Here is a 16,537-nt window from a genome sequence, read left to right as displayed (position 1 = left end):
CCGGGCGTGCCGTGACCGGACCCACCTCCGGCCAGTGGTGAATCCAGCTGCCGCTGGGAGCGTGATGCAGTGGTGACCGTTGGCGCTCCCGCCTTTCTTTGACCGCCCTGTATGCACTCCGGCGCCGGTCGTGGTGGGACGGCCCGGGCCGGAACGTGCAGGAGCCGTCGTGTCGCCGAAGAACAGCACGAACATCAGCAACCGCCAGGACATCGCCAGGGCTCTCAACGCCGAGACGCGGATGGGGTACCAGCGTGCCCTGGAGCGCGTCGTCGACGCCGCCGCGAAGGGCCTTCTCCCAGCCGTGCTGGACGCGGCCGGCCGTGCGGAGGCCGTCCGTATCCTCTCCGCCCCGACCGGACCCCAGCCGACCGACCGCAAAGCCGCGCGCATCACCCAGAGGGTCGGCGAGGCCGCCCCCGTCGCTTCGCCAGCCTTCCCCCTATGGGACGGAGCAGCGGTGACGTGGCCGGACGCCGGGACTCTGGGCAGCACCGCTCCAGCGAACCACTACGTGGCCGCGGTCCGCGGCCGGCTGCGCCAGGAGATGGCGAAGTTCCTGATCGACCGCGCCGGAGCCCGGTGCGCCGACGCGGACCACTGCTGGGAGCTTGGTCACTGGATTCCGTCGGACGACGCCGCTTACGCCGTCCGCCAGGCCCAGCAGTACCTCGGCGACAGGGGATGGACGCAGGTCCGCATCCTGTGGGCCCGGCCCGGTGCGCCGTTCGCCGAGCCCGAGTGGATCAACGTCGACGTCACCAGCGTGCACCCGCGCAGCGCCGGCCCCCGGGACCTGCCCTGGCTGAGCGCGTACGACGGCCGGGACCACTTCGCGCTGACGCTGCGCGACATCGCCGCCCTCAGCCTGCCCGGCGACGACGACGAGACCGCCCCCGTCAATCCCGACGACCGGGCGAAGGCCCTCGCGGCCAGCGTGCAGAACCCCGACCTCGAACGGGTCGACGGTGCCCGACGCGGCGCCCTCTACCAGGCACGGAAGGACGAAGAGGAGCTGCTGCGCGCCTCGGCGCACCCCGACCGCCCCGCACTGGTGCCGCTCGGCGGCGTCGGGACGGGCGGCGGCGAGGTGGCCCTCGACCTCGACGCACCGTTCCTCGGCCACCCGACCCGACAGACCAGGGACCTCCTCAAGCGCGCAGGGACCTGGGGCCTGACCCTGCGCGAGGTCCGCGAACACCTCGCCATGGACGATCCCCAGGCTCTGGCCTACCTCGGCGCGATGGCCGACCAGGGCCTGCTGATCGCACCCGGTACCGGCACCGCCGCCGACCGGGACGGCGGACGCTGGAAAATCACAGCAGACGGTGTGCAGCTCGGCCGCGGCACCGGCCGCAAGGTGATCACCCGCGCCAGGGCCGACGCCCTGGCCGCCAAGGTCGTCACCGCAGCACGCGACATCAACGCCGACCCCGACTCGCTGTGGTGGGTCAAGGAGATCCGGGCCGCCGGCCCCTACTCCGACCCCGGCCGGGAGCAGCTCCTGCACGTCGACCTCGCCGTCCACCTGTCTCCGCGGCTATCGGACCAGACCGAGCAGGCCAAGGCCGAGGCCCGGATGGAGGACGACGCCAGGGACGCCGGCATGACCGGCCTGGTCCGCGACATGGTCGGCTACGGCCACTGGCGCACCAGGCTCGCCCTGGCCGGCAAGGGCACCACCGTGCGGTTGTTCATGCTCCACCCGTACGCCGAGGAGGGAACGGTCTTGTTCCGGGAGGACCGCGACCTGACCGTCAGCCGCACCACGCCGCAGTACCGCAAGCCCGAGCCCGGCACCGTCGGCCGTTGCTCCTGGTGCCGGCGCGACTTGCCGGCCACCCGGATCTCGCGGCCCGGCGAACCGCGCAGGTCCTCGCCGATCGCCCTGTGCGAGGACTGCCAGGGCCTGGGCGGGGTTTTTGGTCGCGCCGACGACTACCAGGAGGTCTACCCCCACGCGAGCTACAAGGCGCTGAAGGAACTGCAGGAAGGAGGTGCGTTCCACGGCACGGGGTGCGCGCTCTGCGGGCGCCTGCCCGCCACAGGGCACCAGTGGTGGGAGCAGTGGAGCGGAAGCGACGAACCCGATGCAGTCCTGAGGCTTTGCCAGGTCTGTCCGGGCCTGCTGGGTCTGGCCGACCGGCGCGAGCGTGAGCAGGAGTGGAGGGAGCTCCACCAGTCCGCCTGCCTGACGGGGATGCACGCGATCCTGCGCGAAGAGGCAGGGCTCGAGCCGTTCACGGTGCCGACGAGGAAGCGGAGGCTCCCGCGCCTGACCGCGTTCCACCAGCAGATCCTCGAAGCCATCACCGTCAACGGCGTCATCTCGGCAGCCGACATGGACCGTATCGACCACGCGCAGGAGATTTACCGGAAGCGTGACTGGTGGCAGTCGCGCATGGGACACCTGCTGCAGCACGACCTCGTCACCCCTGTCGGAGGCGAGTGGAAGCGCCCGTGGTCGCGGATGCGCGCCATGGACGACGAGGAGCGCGACCTGGTCCGCAAGATGCGGGAGCTGCACGTCCCGGGCCCGGTCTGGAACGGGACAGCCGCCGTCGAACTCCAGCCGCCCGCGGACTGGGTCTGTTTCGCGGACCAGCTCAAGACGCTGGCCGACAAGTACGACCGCCTGGCACTGGGCGTGCGGGAAGCAGCGCAGGGTCGGCACGTCTGATCTGGTGGTTGGAGGAGATGTGCGAAGCGCACATCTCCTCCAACGACCCAGGCGCCGCGCTGGCGCTTTGCCTGATGGTCAAACAGCGCGTAGCCGCGGCCCCTGGAGGGTTTCCGGCTCCTCGGCGGGGTCGGAGTCGGCTTCTGCCGCCCTTTCTGCCGTGTCCTGGGCCGCGGAGCGGAACTTCGTCTTGAGGTGTGGCGTCGCCTTCATGGTGGCGGCGGTGAGCGCACCGCCCGCTACCGCGGAGACCGCGACAAGCCCGGCGACGGCACGTTTTCCGTTGAGCAGGTCCGCGTGGCCAACCAGGTTTCTGGCGCCGTCACGCAGGAGCGTGCTGTACCCGCCGCTCGCCGAGTTCGACAGGGCCGTCCCTACCGCGCGCTTCACCAGCATCAGTTCCCAGACCGAGCCACCCCAGCGAATGTTCATGGGGCCGCTGTAGGAGGCTCCGGGGAGGGGAAGTGGCGGGTTTCGCGCGTATCTCCTCCGCCCACCGATCTGATCCCGGCCCCGAGGCCGTGCGCGAGCTGGGCAGCTTCATCCAGGAGCAGATGGCCGCCGTGTCCCGGACCTGTCCGGCGGCCCGCCGAACCCGCGCGTGAACCGTCCGATCCACCCACCGGCCAGGGGCCGCTTTGAAGACCGGGGTCACGGGAAGAACCGGATCGGCTTCCCCCGCCCGGCCCCGGACCGCTACCGTGGTCTCATGACGAGGTTCCAGGTCGAGATGAGCGACGAGTCAGGCGGCAGGCTCCGGCGCGCCGCCGCGGCCGAAGGTGTCGACCCCGACACGTTCGCGACTGCCCTCGTCGAGGCGAACATGCCCCGGCATCTATTCCTCACCGGCGCACAGGCGTGCATCGACGAGCTCGGAGAGGCCTTCGCCGTCCGGTTCGGCCCGAGCCGCCCCGGCCGCCAGGTCGCCTGAGCAGAAAGACCCTCGTGCAGCTGTCGATCGATCGCCGTTGGCTGTTGGAAATTATCGAACAGCGCCTTGCTGATCACCCAGACATCACTGACTGGGGTGCGACAGCCGCGGCCGTCGCCCGCCACAGCGACACGATCATGGATCAGGTCGTCTACCCGGAGCCGCATCACCGCGCTGCGGCCTTGCTCCAGTGCCTGCTGAGGATCCCCGCGCTCGCTCACTCCAACGAGATCTTCGCCCTCTCCGTGGCCTACGGCTTCTTGAACATGTGCGGGCTGACCGTGTCGGCGAAGGCCGACGAGGTCGGGGACCTCATCGAGGCGACGCTCGCCGGGACCGTCGACGTCCGGCAGATCGCCGCCCAGCTCAAGAGCTGGACCAGCTGACCCGCATGTGGACGCAGGTCCAGATCAACGGCCTGGACGTCTTCACGCAGTACCCGAGCCCGTTCTCCGCCGGCCCACTGCAGCCCGACGTGCTGACCGGCGGCCTGGACGCCACGCAGGTGCGGACACGCAACGCGCACCACGAAGCCGGGCACGCGGTCATCGGCATGGCCGAGGGCCTGCCGGTGACCCTCGCGGTCCTCGGTGCCGACTCGGCGGAAACCCCCACACCGCCGGATACGTACGCCGAATCCGGGAACGTCTCGGTCGGCCCGTTCGCGGTAGCACCCCTCGACAGCATGCTCGCCTTCCACGTTGCGGGAGTGCGTGCCGCGCACCGCTGGCTGGACCAGGAGCAGCTGTTGACCCCGGCGACGGCGTTCCTCAACGACGTGGTCGCGGGCGTAGGCGATCAGGCCAAACTCCGGTCGGTCGACGCCGCGCAGCCGGTGCTGTTCACCTACGGAACGGGACGCCCGCAGCAGCTGCCGGACGGCTGGGACCATGTGGAACTCGCTACGGTCTACGCCCGGGTGGATGGCTTGGTCGAGCGGTACTGGCCGTACATCGCTGCAGTGGCCGGCCATCTGCTCGCGCACGGCCGGGCGGATGCCGAGGATCTGGCGGTCCTCTTCCCGCGAGCGCAGCGGCCCAACGGCCGTTCAGAGCCGAGCAGTTCGCTCCCTCCGCGGCCATCGCGCGAGATCCCGGCCGTGAACCCTCCTCGCTCCCGGGCCACCGAGCACTCCTTACGGGCCTGAGCGTTCCGCACCTGCCCGTTCTCGTGGTTCAGCGAACCGGTTCCTGCTGCACGGGTCGTTGTCACCACGAGAGAATGTGAGCCGGAGTCCGAACTGCTGCCGAATCGCCGTTGTATATCGTGAACAGCGCCAACCATCGGCTGTCGACGACTCGGCCCAGTCTGCTCGATCACACCTTCTTCACACCATTTCGTCGCTAGGCTGGCGACAACGCGCCCTGGCCGTCACGTCCCCCCGTGCATGGCGGCCGGGGCCGTTTCGCGCCCGCAACCCAGGTGATGGCGGGCGGCCCGCCCCTGCGGGACAGTCCCGGCCGGCACCCGGGAGGCGTCATGGGAGCAAAACGGGCGCGCAGCTGGGGAGTTGCCTGCGAGGCTGTCTCTCCAGATCAGCCGGTTCGGGGAACGGACGCACGATGACCGCCAGGCACCTCACCTCCGCACAGCACCGCCGCGTGGAGTGGAAGATCCTTGACCGGGCCATGGCGCGGTTCTCGACCGACTCGCTGATCGTGCTCCTCCAGGCGGCGCTCGTCGCGCCGGACAGCGCCCGCTTTCATGATCATCTGTTGCTGCTGTTCACCCGCGTCCTGCGCACCCCGGCCCGCGGTGGCATCCCTGCCGGCGCCGCCGACCTGCCCGTACTGGTGGAGGCGTCCGTACGGGCCGCACCCGGGCGCGGCGTCGTGACCGATCGGGATCCAGGGGATGTCCGTGACCGGGTGCGGTTCACCGTGGCCGGAGACCAACTGCTGGTCCACCCCGGCCAACTCGCCCACCCCTTGCTGGTCCTGCGCACCCTAAAGCTGACCGCGGCGGCCGTCGACGAGGCTCTCCACGAGGTTCTCGGATTCGGGGCGGAGGACGTCCTCGAGCTGGTGTTGCGCCTGACCGACCGGAGCCTCGCCGCGCTCTCCGCGGCCTGGCCGGAGCCCGAGACCGCGCCGGACGGCGAGGAGGGGCGCGAGGTCTCCTGCCGGGTCACGCCCGCCGAGGTCCGCGCGGCCGCCGCGATCACCTCCGCGGATCCCGCGGAACTCGTGCAGGCCGCTCGGTGCCCGGAGCGCGCCGAGCGGGCACTGCAGTGGCTGACGTGCCGCATCGAGGATCTGCCGCTGCGCTACCACCCGGACATGCCGCTGCTCGGCCCGGTCCTGGCGGTGACCGCGCACGGCCGGCGTCTGCCCGTACCGGCCTGCGCCGCGACGGAGGCCGCCGCCCCGGCCGTCGCCCGCCTGCTCACCTCCCTGCCTCCGGCCGGCCTGGAGGCGGCCGAGGCACGAATGCAGGAGCTGACAGTTGCCCGGCTCGCCCAACTGCTGGGCCTGAAAGCTGTTCCCGCCCGGCCGCTCCCGGTGTGTCTGCTCTCCTCGCCCAGCCATCGCTACGACATCGCCGTCGTCAGCGCTGTCGCGGACGGCGCCCTGGGTGTGCGCGTCGAGGAAGGCCGGGCCGCGCTCGCCGACGCCGACGTGCCGGCAGGCCGCGGCCGGCTCGTGGTCTACGGCGGCCCCCGGTTCCTCGGGCCCGAGCTGATCCGCGACACCCTCTTCCTGCACGTGGAGGAGGTGGCCGAGATCCTGCACGACGCCGGAGGCGACCTCGCGGCGCTGGCGCTGTTCGTGCTGGAGCTGACCGAGCATCCCGGTGTGCACGGCGTTTTCTACCGCGACGCGCTCGACGCCTGGTCGGCCTGGCGCCGCGGCGGGACGCTGCTGGCGCCCGGCCCCAACGGCGACGATGTCGCCATGGTCCCCGAGGCCGTACGCGACGAGGTCTGGGATCGGGCCGCCGCACGCGTGAGCGTCGACGAGGTCATGGCCGCCGCCGGGCTCCCGCTGGCCGGGGACTTCCGGCACGCACGGCTGAGTGCACCGGAGGCGGGCGTGTCCGGCGTGTACGCCGACCTTGAGGACGTCACGTCGGAAGGGACGGTGGTGATGCGGGCGGCTACCGTCCCGCCGCTGGTGATCGTCGCCGTTCCCTCCCGCGAGCCGGGTGCCGTCCTGGACGCGGCCGGTATCGCCGGACTCGCCGATTCGCTGCGCACCGCGCTCACCACCATCGCGCCGGCCGCCGCCCACACCGCGCTCCCCGGCGGTGCGCCGCTCCTCGTGCAGGTGACCGTCGCGGACCAGGCCCATCCGCACCCGGCTGGCCCGGATCCGGACACCGCTTCGCCCGGCCCTGCCGGAGGCGGCGCGAGCGGGGACGGCGACGCGGCGATGGAGGAGTGGCTGCTGCTGCGGGCCGGTGCGGACCCGGAGGCCGGGCGGATCGGCATCGACATCGACCCGCCGCTGCTCGCGGCGTTCAGCGGCGACGGCAGCCAGGGGCACCACATCCTGGGCCGGCTCCTGCACCACCTGATCGAGCAGGTCCGCCGCGGCCGCGGCGGACCTGGCACCGACGCCGACGTCTTCACCGCGGCCTGGGACACCGCGTACCCGGCCCTGCGCCTGACCGCCGCCACCAACGCGTGGCCCGCCACGGCCCCCGCCTTCACCCTGCCGCGATCCCGGCACGTGCACGCCCGGGCCCTGCGCACCGCGGCCGCCGCCGTACGGCGCGCCGGCGTACCGGCCGGCACCTGGTACGGCCCCGATGCCTACCGCCGGGGCGGGCCCGCCGAGCAGCTGCTGCACGCGCTGGAGGGTGAACTCGACGAGCAGATCCGCGCCTATCAGCCCTCTCTGGTCGGTGAGTTGGCGCGGCAGTTGAACGCCGCCTGGGCCGATCGCACCCGCTCGGCCCAGCAGAGCGCGGTGAACCTCGCTGCCCCTTGGGCGGCGAACTGGATTCCCGAGGCCGGACAGCGCCAGGCCGACGGGGCGAGGGCCACCTCCGCTCTGCACCTGCTGCTGCAGCAGGCGCTCGCCGGGCCGCCCGCCGGTGGCCGGCCCGTCGACGTCCTCGCTGTCGCCGAGCTCGTGGCTTTGGCCGAACTCGTGCTGCACAGCGGCATCACCGCGGTCTCCGCGGCCCGCCGCCTGCACGACCTCCACCTGGACATCGACCCCAGCGGCGTCTTCACCCTCACCTCCGGCCCGGACCCCGGCGAAACCGAGAGCGGGCCAGCACAGGGCACCGCGAGCGGCGAGCACCTGGGCTTCGACGCCGACGCCTACCACCGCGCCAGACAACAGCGCCTGATCGCTCAGGCCATCGCCGCGGAGCCTGAACTCCCCGATGCCGCCTCCGTACTCGCCGCCCCGGCCGCACGCACCGAGGCTGCCTTCACCGCGCCCGAGCTGCCCGCCGGCAGCCAGCTCGCGCACGCCGACCGGCTGCTTCACCAGCACTGGAGCTGTGGCATCGCCGGGCTCGGCGCCGTCCTCGCCACCGCGTCCGACTGGCCCACCGGACCGGACGGAACCGCCGCCGTCACCACCGAGGACCTGGTGGCCGAGACCTCCGCCTGGTCCGCACTGCCCGCCGACCACGTCCGCGCGGCCGTTGACCGGCTCCGCCTGCACCCCGGCAACGCCGCCAGCACCGGCCCGCACGCCTACACCGAAGTCGAACGCCGGTCCCGGCCCTTGACCCATCCCCTGATCGACGCCGGTGAGACGCTCCTGGTCCTGCCCTGGCTCGCCTGCGCCGCCCGCGAGGCGTACGCGGCCTATCTCGACGACGGCCGGCTCCCGCACCCCGACCTGCCCGTCCCAGTCACGCAGGCGCTGCTCCGCCACCGCCAGCAGCTCGACCAGCACCTCGAGCGCGAGATCAGCGAAGCAGTCCGTACCGCCGGACTTCCGCACCGGTTCCGTCTCCTGGAGAAGACAGCCGCCGGCCTCGGCATCCCCGGTCTGGTCGGGGAGATCGACCTCCTCGTTGCCGATCCGGCAACCGGCCGGCTGTGGGTGATCGAGGCGAAGAACCCCACCGGGGCCGTCGCACCCCACGCGCTGCTCCAGCACATCCAGAAGTTCACGACCCGCTACCGCGACAAGCTCCTGGCCAAGGCCGCCACCGTCGCCGCCCACCCCGGCCAGGCAGCCGCGGCCTGCGGCGTCACCGGCGAACAGGACTGGCGCGTCCTGCCCCTGATGGTCACCCGCACCATCGAGCCGGCCGCGTTCCTCGCCGACCCCCACGTCCCGTACATCACCGCCGAGCGTCTCACCGCGGTCCTGGCTGACCCAGCCGACCCCGAACCCGGCTGGATCCCGGCCACCGAACCGGCACACTGACCCGGGCATCGCCGCGGTACCCGAACGCGGCCCGCAGGGCGGGAGGATGCGGCCAGGTCCTTCCCGTCGGACAGGGCACGCTGCCGGCTCCGGCCCGCCGGGTGGGCGGCACCCTGGCGGCCGGGCGCCGCCGCCGTACATGATCGGCGGCATGGGTAGGAGCGCCTGGGACAAAGAAGCGAAGAAGGTCGTCTGGGCCGACGACGACATCAAGGGCCTGCCGCCGGGCCTGGCCGGCGGCCGCTACCGTTGCCGGGCCTGCCGGGAGTGGCTGATCCTCAAGGGAACCAAGACCGACTCAAAGGTCCAGCCGCACTTCGCCCATCGGGGCGGAGAGGGCTGCAGCAGGCCGGAGGAAGAGGCCTTGCTCGACGCCGCTGACGAAGTCGTGATCCGGCTACGCGAGCAGATCCGCGCTCTTGCCGGCATCGCACAATGCACCACCACCTCGCCCGGTGCGGACCCGACGGACCCGTCCGGGATGCCACCCGCGGTCATCGCCCAGTGCGGCACCACCACCGTGGTCTTCGAGGCTCCGACGCAGGCGCTGCCGGGGACGGAGGCGATCCGGCGCAGGATCCGGGCGGTGCGGGACGAGCACGCCGGCGCGCAGCACGTGTGGTTCCTCAAACGGGACCTCGCCCAATTCAATCAACTCGACCCGCATCCCGTGTGGTTGCGCGGCAAGGACGTGGTGCACGAGCAGGTGGCTCCCAACGAGCAGCAGGAGGCCGTCCTCGCGGCCGGCGGGCACGTGTACTGGCTCGACGGGAAGGTCGTCCTCGTCCCCTACGGCATTCGTCGCTTCCGTCACCCGGTACAGAGCGGGCAGGACTGGACCAACTGGCCGCGGTGGCGCTCGGATCCGCGGGAGGACTGGAGGATCAGCAAGCCGCGCCCTGCGCCCGACGCCGACTCCTGGGGCCTGGTGCCCATCGCGTTCGCCTCCCTCACGCGTACACGGGGCACCTTCCGGCCCGCCGACGCGCACCACGTGATGGACGAGCTCTACACCGTTCAGGAGAGCCGGTTCAACTGGCGAAACCAGCGCGCCCGGGAGGTGTACGCCGCCGTGCACTCTCCGCCCCCCGCTGTGTCGGAAGCCGAGCCCGCACCGGCGCCCGCGGAAGCCGCCCGGGCCGCGGATCCCGCTCCGGAGACGGCCTCCGCTGTGTCACAGGAGGCGGAGCCGGATCCAGTGGACACCGGGCAGACCACGTCCGGCGAGCACGAGAACGGCGGCCCGACGGACGCGGTGATCCCTCCGCGCCCCGTGAACCCGCCGTTCGTGCCGCCCGCTCCTGCCTCCGCGGCGCCCGCCGCCCAGACTCCGTTGGTACGGCGATGGCAGCGCCTGTTTCGGATCCCGCGGCGCGGAGGTTCGTGATTCCGGCGCCCGGCCTGCTCAGCCGGTCGGCCGTGAACTGCCCGTACGCACGTCGGCGTCCTTGGGTAGCCTCTGGCAGACGGTGAGCGAGGGGTAGTCGCAGATGGCACACGCCCGATGGGGGAAGGCGATCGAGGCTCTGCGCGCGCAGGGCGAAGCGGTGCGCGCGGCGGATGAGCGTGTCGAGGAATGCCAGGCGGCCGTCGTCGCGGGTGAAGCGAGTCATGTCCGGCTGACCACGGCCGTGGCGCTCTGGCGGGTGTGCGAAGCGGACTACCTTCGGTGTGCCGTCGCGCTGCTGAGCGCGCACCTCGCCCAGGGCCGGCCGCCGGTGCGGATGCCGGTCGCCGTGGTGTGGCCGCGTCCGCTGCGCCAGCTCTGGAAGGCACGGGCTCAGGATCGCAGTGGTGGTGTGTGGCGGGCACTGCCCGGACCCAAGCTGCTCGCCCAGGTCGAGGCGGCGGGTCCCGACGTCCTGCTGGACGATGTCGCCGAGGCGATCAGGGCGCTGCAGGCGAGTCTGCACGGCCACCGGACGCGCCCCCGCCTCTACGAGGCGTACATCCCGGACCGCTCGTCGTCGCAGTTCGACGCCGGGAGGACCGCGCCGACGATGCGGGGATTCCCCGACCCCGGGCACTGGGTCAACCAGTCCTTCGCCCGCGGGAGCGGCCGGCGGGTGCAGCCGGGGCGTGGGACGGAACTGCGCCAGCTGGAGAGCGATGAGCGAGCCGTGCACGAACGTGCGGAGAACTTTGGCGCCGTAGTGCTGCGGCTACTCGAACACCACCATGGTCCCGCGGCCGCGCCGTCAGGGCGGGCAGCTTGGCGGGGAGCGGCCCGCTGGGTTGGTCGCGAGCAGCAGGCGGTGGCGTCCTTGGACCAGTGGCCGGGCAAGCTGAGTGCGGCTCAGGTCATCACGGTGGGCGGGCTCGGGTGGCTGGTGCTCATGCTCGCCGCCATCCCGTGGTCGGTGGCGATGAAGTCACGGGTCCTCACCGACCATCCGACGCCGTTCCTGCTCACCTCCTTCGCGGTGGCGGGGCTGGGTGCCGGAGTCGTGTACCGATTCGGTCCGCATCTGATGCGGCTGCCGGGTACCACCGCTGCGGTACCCGGGGTCGCCGCGGCGGCCGTGGCCTACCTTGTGATGCAGGTCCAGGGCCCTGTCACGGGATACTTCTTCGCCGATCCTCTCGACCGGTTCGAGCGCCAGTTCACCAGCAGTTGTCTGGCCGCCAGCCCCTACCGGCTCGATGAGATCCAATCCGAGACCGTGGGCAAGACACTGGTGGTCCGCCCGATCAGCGGGGACACGACGCTGCGACTCGGCCCGGCCGAGGACGGGGGTACGCACCCGCTGAGTCCGAGGGACAGTGCCACCCGAACGGTGCTGGCAAAGTACGGCTGCGAACTGCCCTGAGCTCGCCCACCGTTCACGGCGGGCGAGCGACCACATGGACACCCCCCGGCGGGAAAGGGGCCGCGCTACGGCGGTCCGCCCGACTACGTTGATCACCATGGCAATTGGGGAGACTCTGGGAAGCCACGGGTCCCACATCACGGTGGCGGCCGCGATCGCCGGGCAGGGCATCGTCACGCTCCTGCGAGGGCCTGACCCGGTCTTTGCCCTCTATGCGGCGCTGATCGCCGGCAGTGTCTGGGCCTGGCACGGCCGGGCCACCCAGCGCGCCTCGGTCATCGACGGCTCGATGGTCCAGGCGCTGACGTGGGATATTCACGTCAAGCGGCGTCCTGCGCCGTCCGACAGCGAGCTGTACCGGGAGATGACCACCCGAATGCAGCTGACCAGTCAGCACGTGTGAGCCTCCGTCGGCAGCCACGGCCTGGAGCGCATCACCGTCGCCACCTCCAGCGAGCTTGGCGGCTACAGTGACGCGCGCTCCACCCGCTACCGGGCCCAGGAGCATCTGTGGCTCGGGATGCGCTGGTTCAGCCCCAAGCACACCCGCCACCTGCCCAGGTAGCGGACGAGCCTACGCGCATGCACGCCGCGCTCGGCGGCTACCCGAGCCGGATCACATGGCCGCGACGGTCGCTTCCCGGCCACGACCACAAGGCCTTAGGGGCGTCCTCAAGTGCCAAGAAGCACGCCGCCCGGTTCGGTTCGTCCACCGAGACTTCGAAGAGGCGAGCCCGACCGTCTCCTGCATCGCGGACCGCAAGGTGCAGAACTCCACCCTGCGCCCCGGCCAGTTGCATCGCCAGATGGGCACGGCGCAACAGCACGGAGGCCTCGAACCCGTAAGGCGAGTCAGCGAGCGTGCTGTCGTGTACCGCGGCCCTGTCGGGCGCGCGGTCGTTGAGGTTGTTGAGAGCCGACTGCCACTCGCGAGGGAATGCACGGTCGAGGACCACTACTGCGCCGCTGCCCGCGTCCACCAGATGAACGCCCTTTGTCTCGGCGCTCCACTGGAGATTTTCAAGCCGTTGCGAACCATGGGGGTTCGGGGTGCCGACCAGGGCGCGTGCCCAGCGAGGCAAGGCTCGGCGGTCCACGCGGATGACCAGGCGGTCGCAATGGGGGCTGATGCTGCGGATGCCGAACAGACCCATGTCGGCGTCTACCGGATGTCGCCCGAATTCCTCAGCCAGGAGTTCGACGATCTGCACTTCCCACCGCTGCTGTTCCAGGGAAGGGTTCGGCACAGCCAGTTCCGGGCGAGGATTCTCCCAATGGCCCTGCTGACTCTGGGCGTACGTCTCGTTGGTGGCGAGCTGGCGCAGACGGACCATCTCGCCCGATTCGGGGCTGGCCGACGTCTGGTACATGAAGACTCCCTGTCGCACTGCCCGGCCAATGCACAAGAAGAAGAGGAAACAGGAGTCGAGCCGGCCGATCGGTCAGGCCTTTCCCACGTCGGCTTTTGCCTTCCCGATGCCGCGGCCTCCGGGGGCAGCATCCCAGCACGGCTGCGTGGACAGCCGGCAAAACTGTACAACACGCACCGCCCCACTTCGGATCATTTCAGCGGAAGTGCGCTGACATGCCGCCGTACGGCGGCACGCCGACCGGCGGCAGCTCAGCGCAGACGCTCAGGCCGATCCACGCCTCTTGGCGGTGGCGTGGAAGTGCGTGGTCGGCAATCGCGGCTGTCAGCCCAGCTCCTGGCCGAGCACGGCGAGATGACCTGTTCGCGGCGTCGGCCCGGCGGCGAGTGCCACACTGAACCGGGGCCCAGACGGCCCGGCTCGACGCGAGAGAGGCAACGACGGGTGGAGAGCCAGGACAGTTCCTCGACTTCGGACAGTGCGGAGACCCTGCGGCGCCAGAACCGGACCCGGGACCACCGCGATGCACACGCACGGCTCGAGTTCGTGATGTCCGATCCCGCTGTAGGGCGTCTCGGCCAGGAGATCCAGGAACACGAGTTTCACCTCGGCACGCTGATGAGCGAGATGTACCGGGCTGAAGCGGAACGGTGGGATCGGGCACTAGGAGAAGGCGACACCGACCTGTTCGGCCAGATCTGTTCCGGTAAGCACGGCGCTCACGGCCGGGCCTGCCTGCTGGACAAGGGTCACGACGCCGACGGCGGCCCGCACTGGGGCAAGATCGCGGACGGCCGGCCCATCGCATGGCTCGGCAGCGCCCCCGACGACGACTGAACGCAGCCCGCCTGCCGCCAGATCGTCACCGGCCGACGGCTAGGAGTGCGCGGGCGACAGTTCCTCATGCAGGACGTGGTTCGCTTCATCGGCTCGGACAACGATCGGCCCGTACTTCCGCTCCAGCTCGACATAGGCGGTGCGGCCTGAGCCCGCCTTCTGATATCCGGCCCACCGGGTGAGGTTCGTGCGTGTGAGCTCGACACCCGCGTCCTGGTGGGCGAGGTAGATCCGTTCGGCCCGCTGCCGCTTGCTCTCGTTCTCCGGGGCGGTTCCCAGGTCGATCGCCGGCAGGGGATCGTCCGGGCCGTCGTCCTCCTCGTCGGCGTCTTCGTCGGCCTCGGCGGCCTCTTCTTCGTCGTCCACTGAGTCAGCGCTGTTCGTGTCGGCACCCAGTTCGTCCGCAGAATCCTCAGCTTCCTCAGACGTGGCAGTGTCGTCCGCGAGCAGGTCTTCGCTGGGATGGTCGAGGGCGGTCTCGCGTTCGGGCTCCGTGACGGCCGCCGCAGACTCTCCCGGCGACTGCGACCGGGAGTGGCCGACGGGACTCTCCGGTGCCTGCGCAGCGCCGGACTCCATAGGAGCCGGAAGGGCCCGGCCAGGGAGGCCCTCGGGAGAATATGCGGCGTCCGGCACGAGCTCATGGACAGCCGGCTGCACAGGTGCCAGTGTCGGAGTCGGCATCCCCGCAGGACGGACCGCGTACCCAAGACGGCTGCGGCGCAGCGGCCGGAGCTCTTCACGCCTCGCCTTCCTGCGCCAACGCCATCCGTACGCGTCGCGCAACTCCTGGCGGTACTCCAGCTTCTCCTGGTACAGCTCGAGCGCGACCTCGTACGAAGGAATCGTGCTCGGCCAGAGCTTCCTGCTGCGCCAGATCAGCCATGTCGACCACGGGGCGAGCAGCCAGCGGCCCAGCGAGAGTGCGTTGTCCTCCCGCCCTGCCTCACGGGCCGTCGCGGTTTCAACCGCGTGCCTGACGGCCTCGGTAATCGCGATAAAGAGCAGCGGTATGGTCGCATGCATTGACGAGGCAAGTATGTCCGGATATGCAGCCATTGCATTGAACGCCACCGTGGCAACGGTCAGCAGCCATGCAACGTGTCGCAGCAACGGGTACCGCAAGTCCACCCAGGTCAGGGCGAGATCAAGACTCAACATCACAATAATGCCGATATCTATCCCAAGCGGAAAAAGAGTTGAGAACCAGCCAAAGCCCTTTTCCTCTGCCAGATCGCGCACTGCCGTGTAGGAGCCGACGAAGCCCGTCAGGGCGATCAGGAGCGAGCCGAACCCGATGACCCCGAATGTCACCCGGCGCCCGCGGGTCCAGGCGACCCGGGGGCGCCCGCGTTGCCCAGTCGGCACCGCCTTGCCGAGATCAGCGGTCGTCGTCATGGACCCGTGCCCCCTTCGTCGTGCCAGTGCGCGCAGCGCCATCGCCCATAGAGGTGTGCTCAGCGGCGACCGTGTGACATTCCGCCCCTCCGCAGTTCTCTGCGGTCGCGCTCCCGAATCTGAACGGTAGGAGCGCGGGCCCTCCCCATCCACCGCGTATCGACCCACGGAGCACCCTGTGACCTGGTCGTTGTCTTCGCCATAAGACGGTAGGAGCGCGGGCCCTCCCCATCCACCGCGTATCGACCCACGGAGCACCCTGTGACCTGGTCGTTGTCTTCGCCATAAGGCCGATAGAGGGTCGAACCGACAGCGCGACTCGCCTAGGCTCCAAGATCTCGGCATATGCCGGGAGTCGAACGAAACCGCTCGGGGGCTGCCGTGATGACCGCGCTGACGACTATCGTCGCCCTGCTCACCGGCCTCCTAGTCGGGACGGCCGCACGGCCCTTGCTGTTCGCCTGGACCGTTCCCGCCGACGCACCACTCCGGCGCTCCTGCCCCGCCTGTGGCACACCGGCCCGGGTAGCCATACGGCTCCTTGCCCCGCCACGCGGCCGATGCGCGGCGTGCCGGACCCCCTGGTGTACCAACCGCGGTCTCCCGGAGGCGATGGCCGCACTCGCCTTCGCCCTCATCGCCGCGAGCGGTCTGACCGGCTGGATAGCCGCGGCGCACTACTGGATCGCCGCATGCGGAACGACGCTGGCTCTGATCGACGCGAAGGTGAACCGGCTCCCGAATGTCCTCACCCTCCCGGCCTTCGTCGGGGTCATCGTCCTGCTGGGAGGTGCCGCGGCGAACGGAGAGCAGGGCAGCCTCCTCCGCTCCTTCGCTGCCGCGGCAGCACTCGCGGCCACCTTCTTCCTCATGACCTTCGGCGGCGTCGGACTCGGCGACGTGAAACTCGCCCCCACCCTCGGGGCCCTGCTCGGCTGGCACAGCTGGGCCAGCGTGCTCCTCGGAACCCTCGCGATGTTCGCCCTCGGCGCCGTAGTCAACCTCGCACGCGGACGTGTACGAGGGCGTGTAGCGTTCGGCCCGTACATGATCATCGGGGCGCTATGCATTTCAGTCTGCATCTCCTGAACGCCCGTGGTTCCAGAACGTCCCCGCTGCAGGCCTGGAGCGAAGACTTCTGCTTCGTCGAGGACACGGTTGCCGGCCTCGGA

At 70.8% G+C, this 16,537-nt stretch carries 14 protein-coding genes; 11 read left to right on the top strand and 3 right to left on the bottom strand.

Annotated elements, in window-relative coordinates; all coding sequences use genetic code 11:
* Window positions 1-169 precede the first annotated feature (169 nt).
* Window positions 170-2,680, top strand: coding sequence for a hypothetical protein (locus OG852_RS50000; RefSeq protein ID WP_330351808.1), 2,511 nt, complete (start codon window positions 170-172; stop codon window positions 2,678-2,680).
* 78 nt (window positions 2,681-2,758) lie between these two features.
* On the opposite strand, the gene OG852_RS49995 is transcribed toward OG852_RS50000, so the two are convergent.
* Window positions 2,759-3,112 carry a hypothetical protein gene (locus OG852_RS49995; RefSeq protein ID WP_330351807.1) on the bottom strand — a complete coding sequence of 118 codons (354 nt, stop codon included), beginning with the start codon at window positions 3,110-3,112 and terminating at the stop codon, window positions 2,759-2,761.
* Window positions 3,113-3,144: 32 nt separating this feature from the next.
* On the opposite strand from OG852_RS49995, the gene OG852_RS49990 reads away from it, so the two are divergent.
* The 8 genes from OG852_RS49990 to OG852_RS49955 all read left to right on the top strand — a co-directional run bounded on the left by OG852_RS49990 (window position 3,145) and on the right by OG852_RS49955 (window position 12,163).
* Window positions 3,145-3,285 carry a hypothetical protein gene (locus tag OG852_RS49990; protein WP_330351806.1) on the top strand — a complete coding sequence of 47 codons (141 nt, stop codon included), beginning with the start codon at window positions 3,145-3,147 and terminating at the stop codon, window positions 3,283-3,285.
* Between the two features lie 104 nt (window positions 3,286-3,389).
* Window positions 3,390-3,611 carry a hypothetical protein gene (locus tag OG852_RS49985; RefSeq protein ID WP_330351805.1) on the top strand — a complete coding sequence of 74 codons (222 nt, stop codon included), beginning with the start codon at window positions 3,390-3,392 and terminating at the stop codon, window positions 3,609-3,611.
* Between the two features lie 14 nt (window positions 3,612-3,625).
* Window positions 3,626-3,997 (top strand): fic family toxin-antitoxin system, toxin component, encoded by a 372-nt coding sequence (locus tag OG852_RS49980; RefSeq protein WP_330351804.1) that lies wholly within the window; start codon window positions 3,626-3,628, stop codon window positions 3,995-3,997.
* A 5-nt stretch (window positions 3,998-4,002) separates the two neighbouring features.
* Window positions 4,003-4,758, top strand: coding sequence for a hypothetical protein (locus OG852_RS49975; RefSeq protein WP_330351803.1), 756 nt, complete (start codon window positions 4,003-4,005; stop codon window positions 4,756-4,758).
* A 415-nt stretch (window positions 4,759-5,173) separates the two neighbouring features.
* A complete protein-coding gene (locus tag OG852_RS49970) occupies window positions 5,174-8,950 on the top strand; it encodes a hypothetical protein (protein ID WP_330351802.1) in 3,777 nt (1,258 codons plus the stop codon).
* Between the two features lie 151 nt (window positions 8,951-9,101).
* Window positions 9,102-10,337 carry a hypothetical protein gene (locus OG852_RS49965; RefSeq protein ID WP_330351801.1) on the top strand — a complete coding sequence of 412 codons (1,236 nt, stop codon included), beginning with the start codon at window positions 9,102-9,104 and terminating at the stop codon, window positions 10,335-10,337.
* A 103-nt stretch (window positions 10,338-10,440) separates the two neighbouring features.
* The gene (locus tag OG852_RS49960; RefSeq protein ID WP_330351800.1) at window positions 10,441-11,760 is read left to right on the top strand and encodes a hypothetical protein; all 1,320 of its coding nucleotides are present in this window, start codon (window positions 10,441-10,443) and stop codon (window positions 11,758-11,760) included.
* Window positions 11,761-11,857: 97 nt separating this feature from the next.
* The gene (locus tag OG852_RS49955; RefSeq protein WP_330351799.1) at window positions 11,858-12,163 is read left to right on the top strand and encodes a hypothetical protein; all 306 of its coding nucleotides are present in this window, start codon (window positions 11,858-11,860) and stop codon (window positions 12,161-12,163) included.
* A gap of 199 nt (window positions 12,164-12,362) precedes the next feature.
* Here OG852_RS49955 and OG852_RS49950 read toward each other — a convergent pair whose 3' ends face one another.
* On the bottom strand, window positions 12,363-13,130 hold the full coding sequence (locus OG852_RS49950; protein ID WP_330351798.1) for a hypothetical protein: 768 nt from the start codon (window positions 13,128-13,130) through the stop codon (window positions 12,363-12,365).
* Between the two features lie 444 nt (window positions 13,131-13,574).
* Here OG852_RS49950 and OG852_RS49945 point away from each other — a divergent pair, with 444 nt between their 5' ends.
* Window positions 13,575-13,967 carry a hypothetical protein gene (locus OG852_RS49945; RefSeq protein WP_330351797.1) on the top strand — a complete coding sequence of 131 codons (393 nt, stop codon included), beginning with the start codon at window positions 13,575-13,577 and terminating at the stop codon, window positions 13,965-13,967.
* A 39-nt stretch (window positions 13,968-14,006) separates the two neighbouring features.
* Here the strand turns inward: OG852_RS49945 and OG852_RS49940 are convergent, their stop codons facing one another.
* Entirely contained in the window at window positions 14,007-15,365 is a 1,359-nt protein-coding gene (locus OG852_RS49940) for a DUF2637 domain-containing protein (RefSeq protein WP_330351796.1), read from the bottom strand.
* 612 nt (window positions 15,366-15,977) lie between these two features.
* On the opposite strand from OG852_RS49940, the gene OG852_RS49935 reads away from it, so the two are divergent.
* The gene (locus tag OG852_RS49935) at window positions 15,978-16,454 is read left to right on the top strand and encodes an A24 family peptidase (protein ID WP_330351795.1); all 477 of its coding nucleotides are present in this window, start codon (window positions 15,978-15,980) and stop codon (window positions 16,452-16,454) included.
* The last annotated feature ends 83 nt before the right edge of the window (window positions 16,455-16,537 follow it).

Source organism: Streptomyces sp. NBC_00582 (assembly GCF_036345155.1).
Classification (GTDB): domain Bacteria; phylum Actinomycetota; class Actinomycetes; order Streptomycetales; family Streptomycetaceae; genus Streptomyces.
This window is presented reverse-complemented; position numbering and strand designations above follow the sequence as displayed.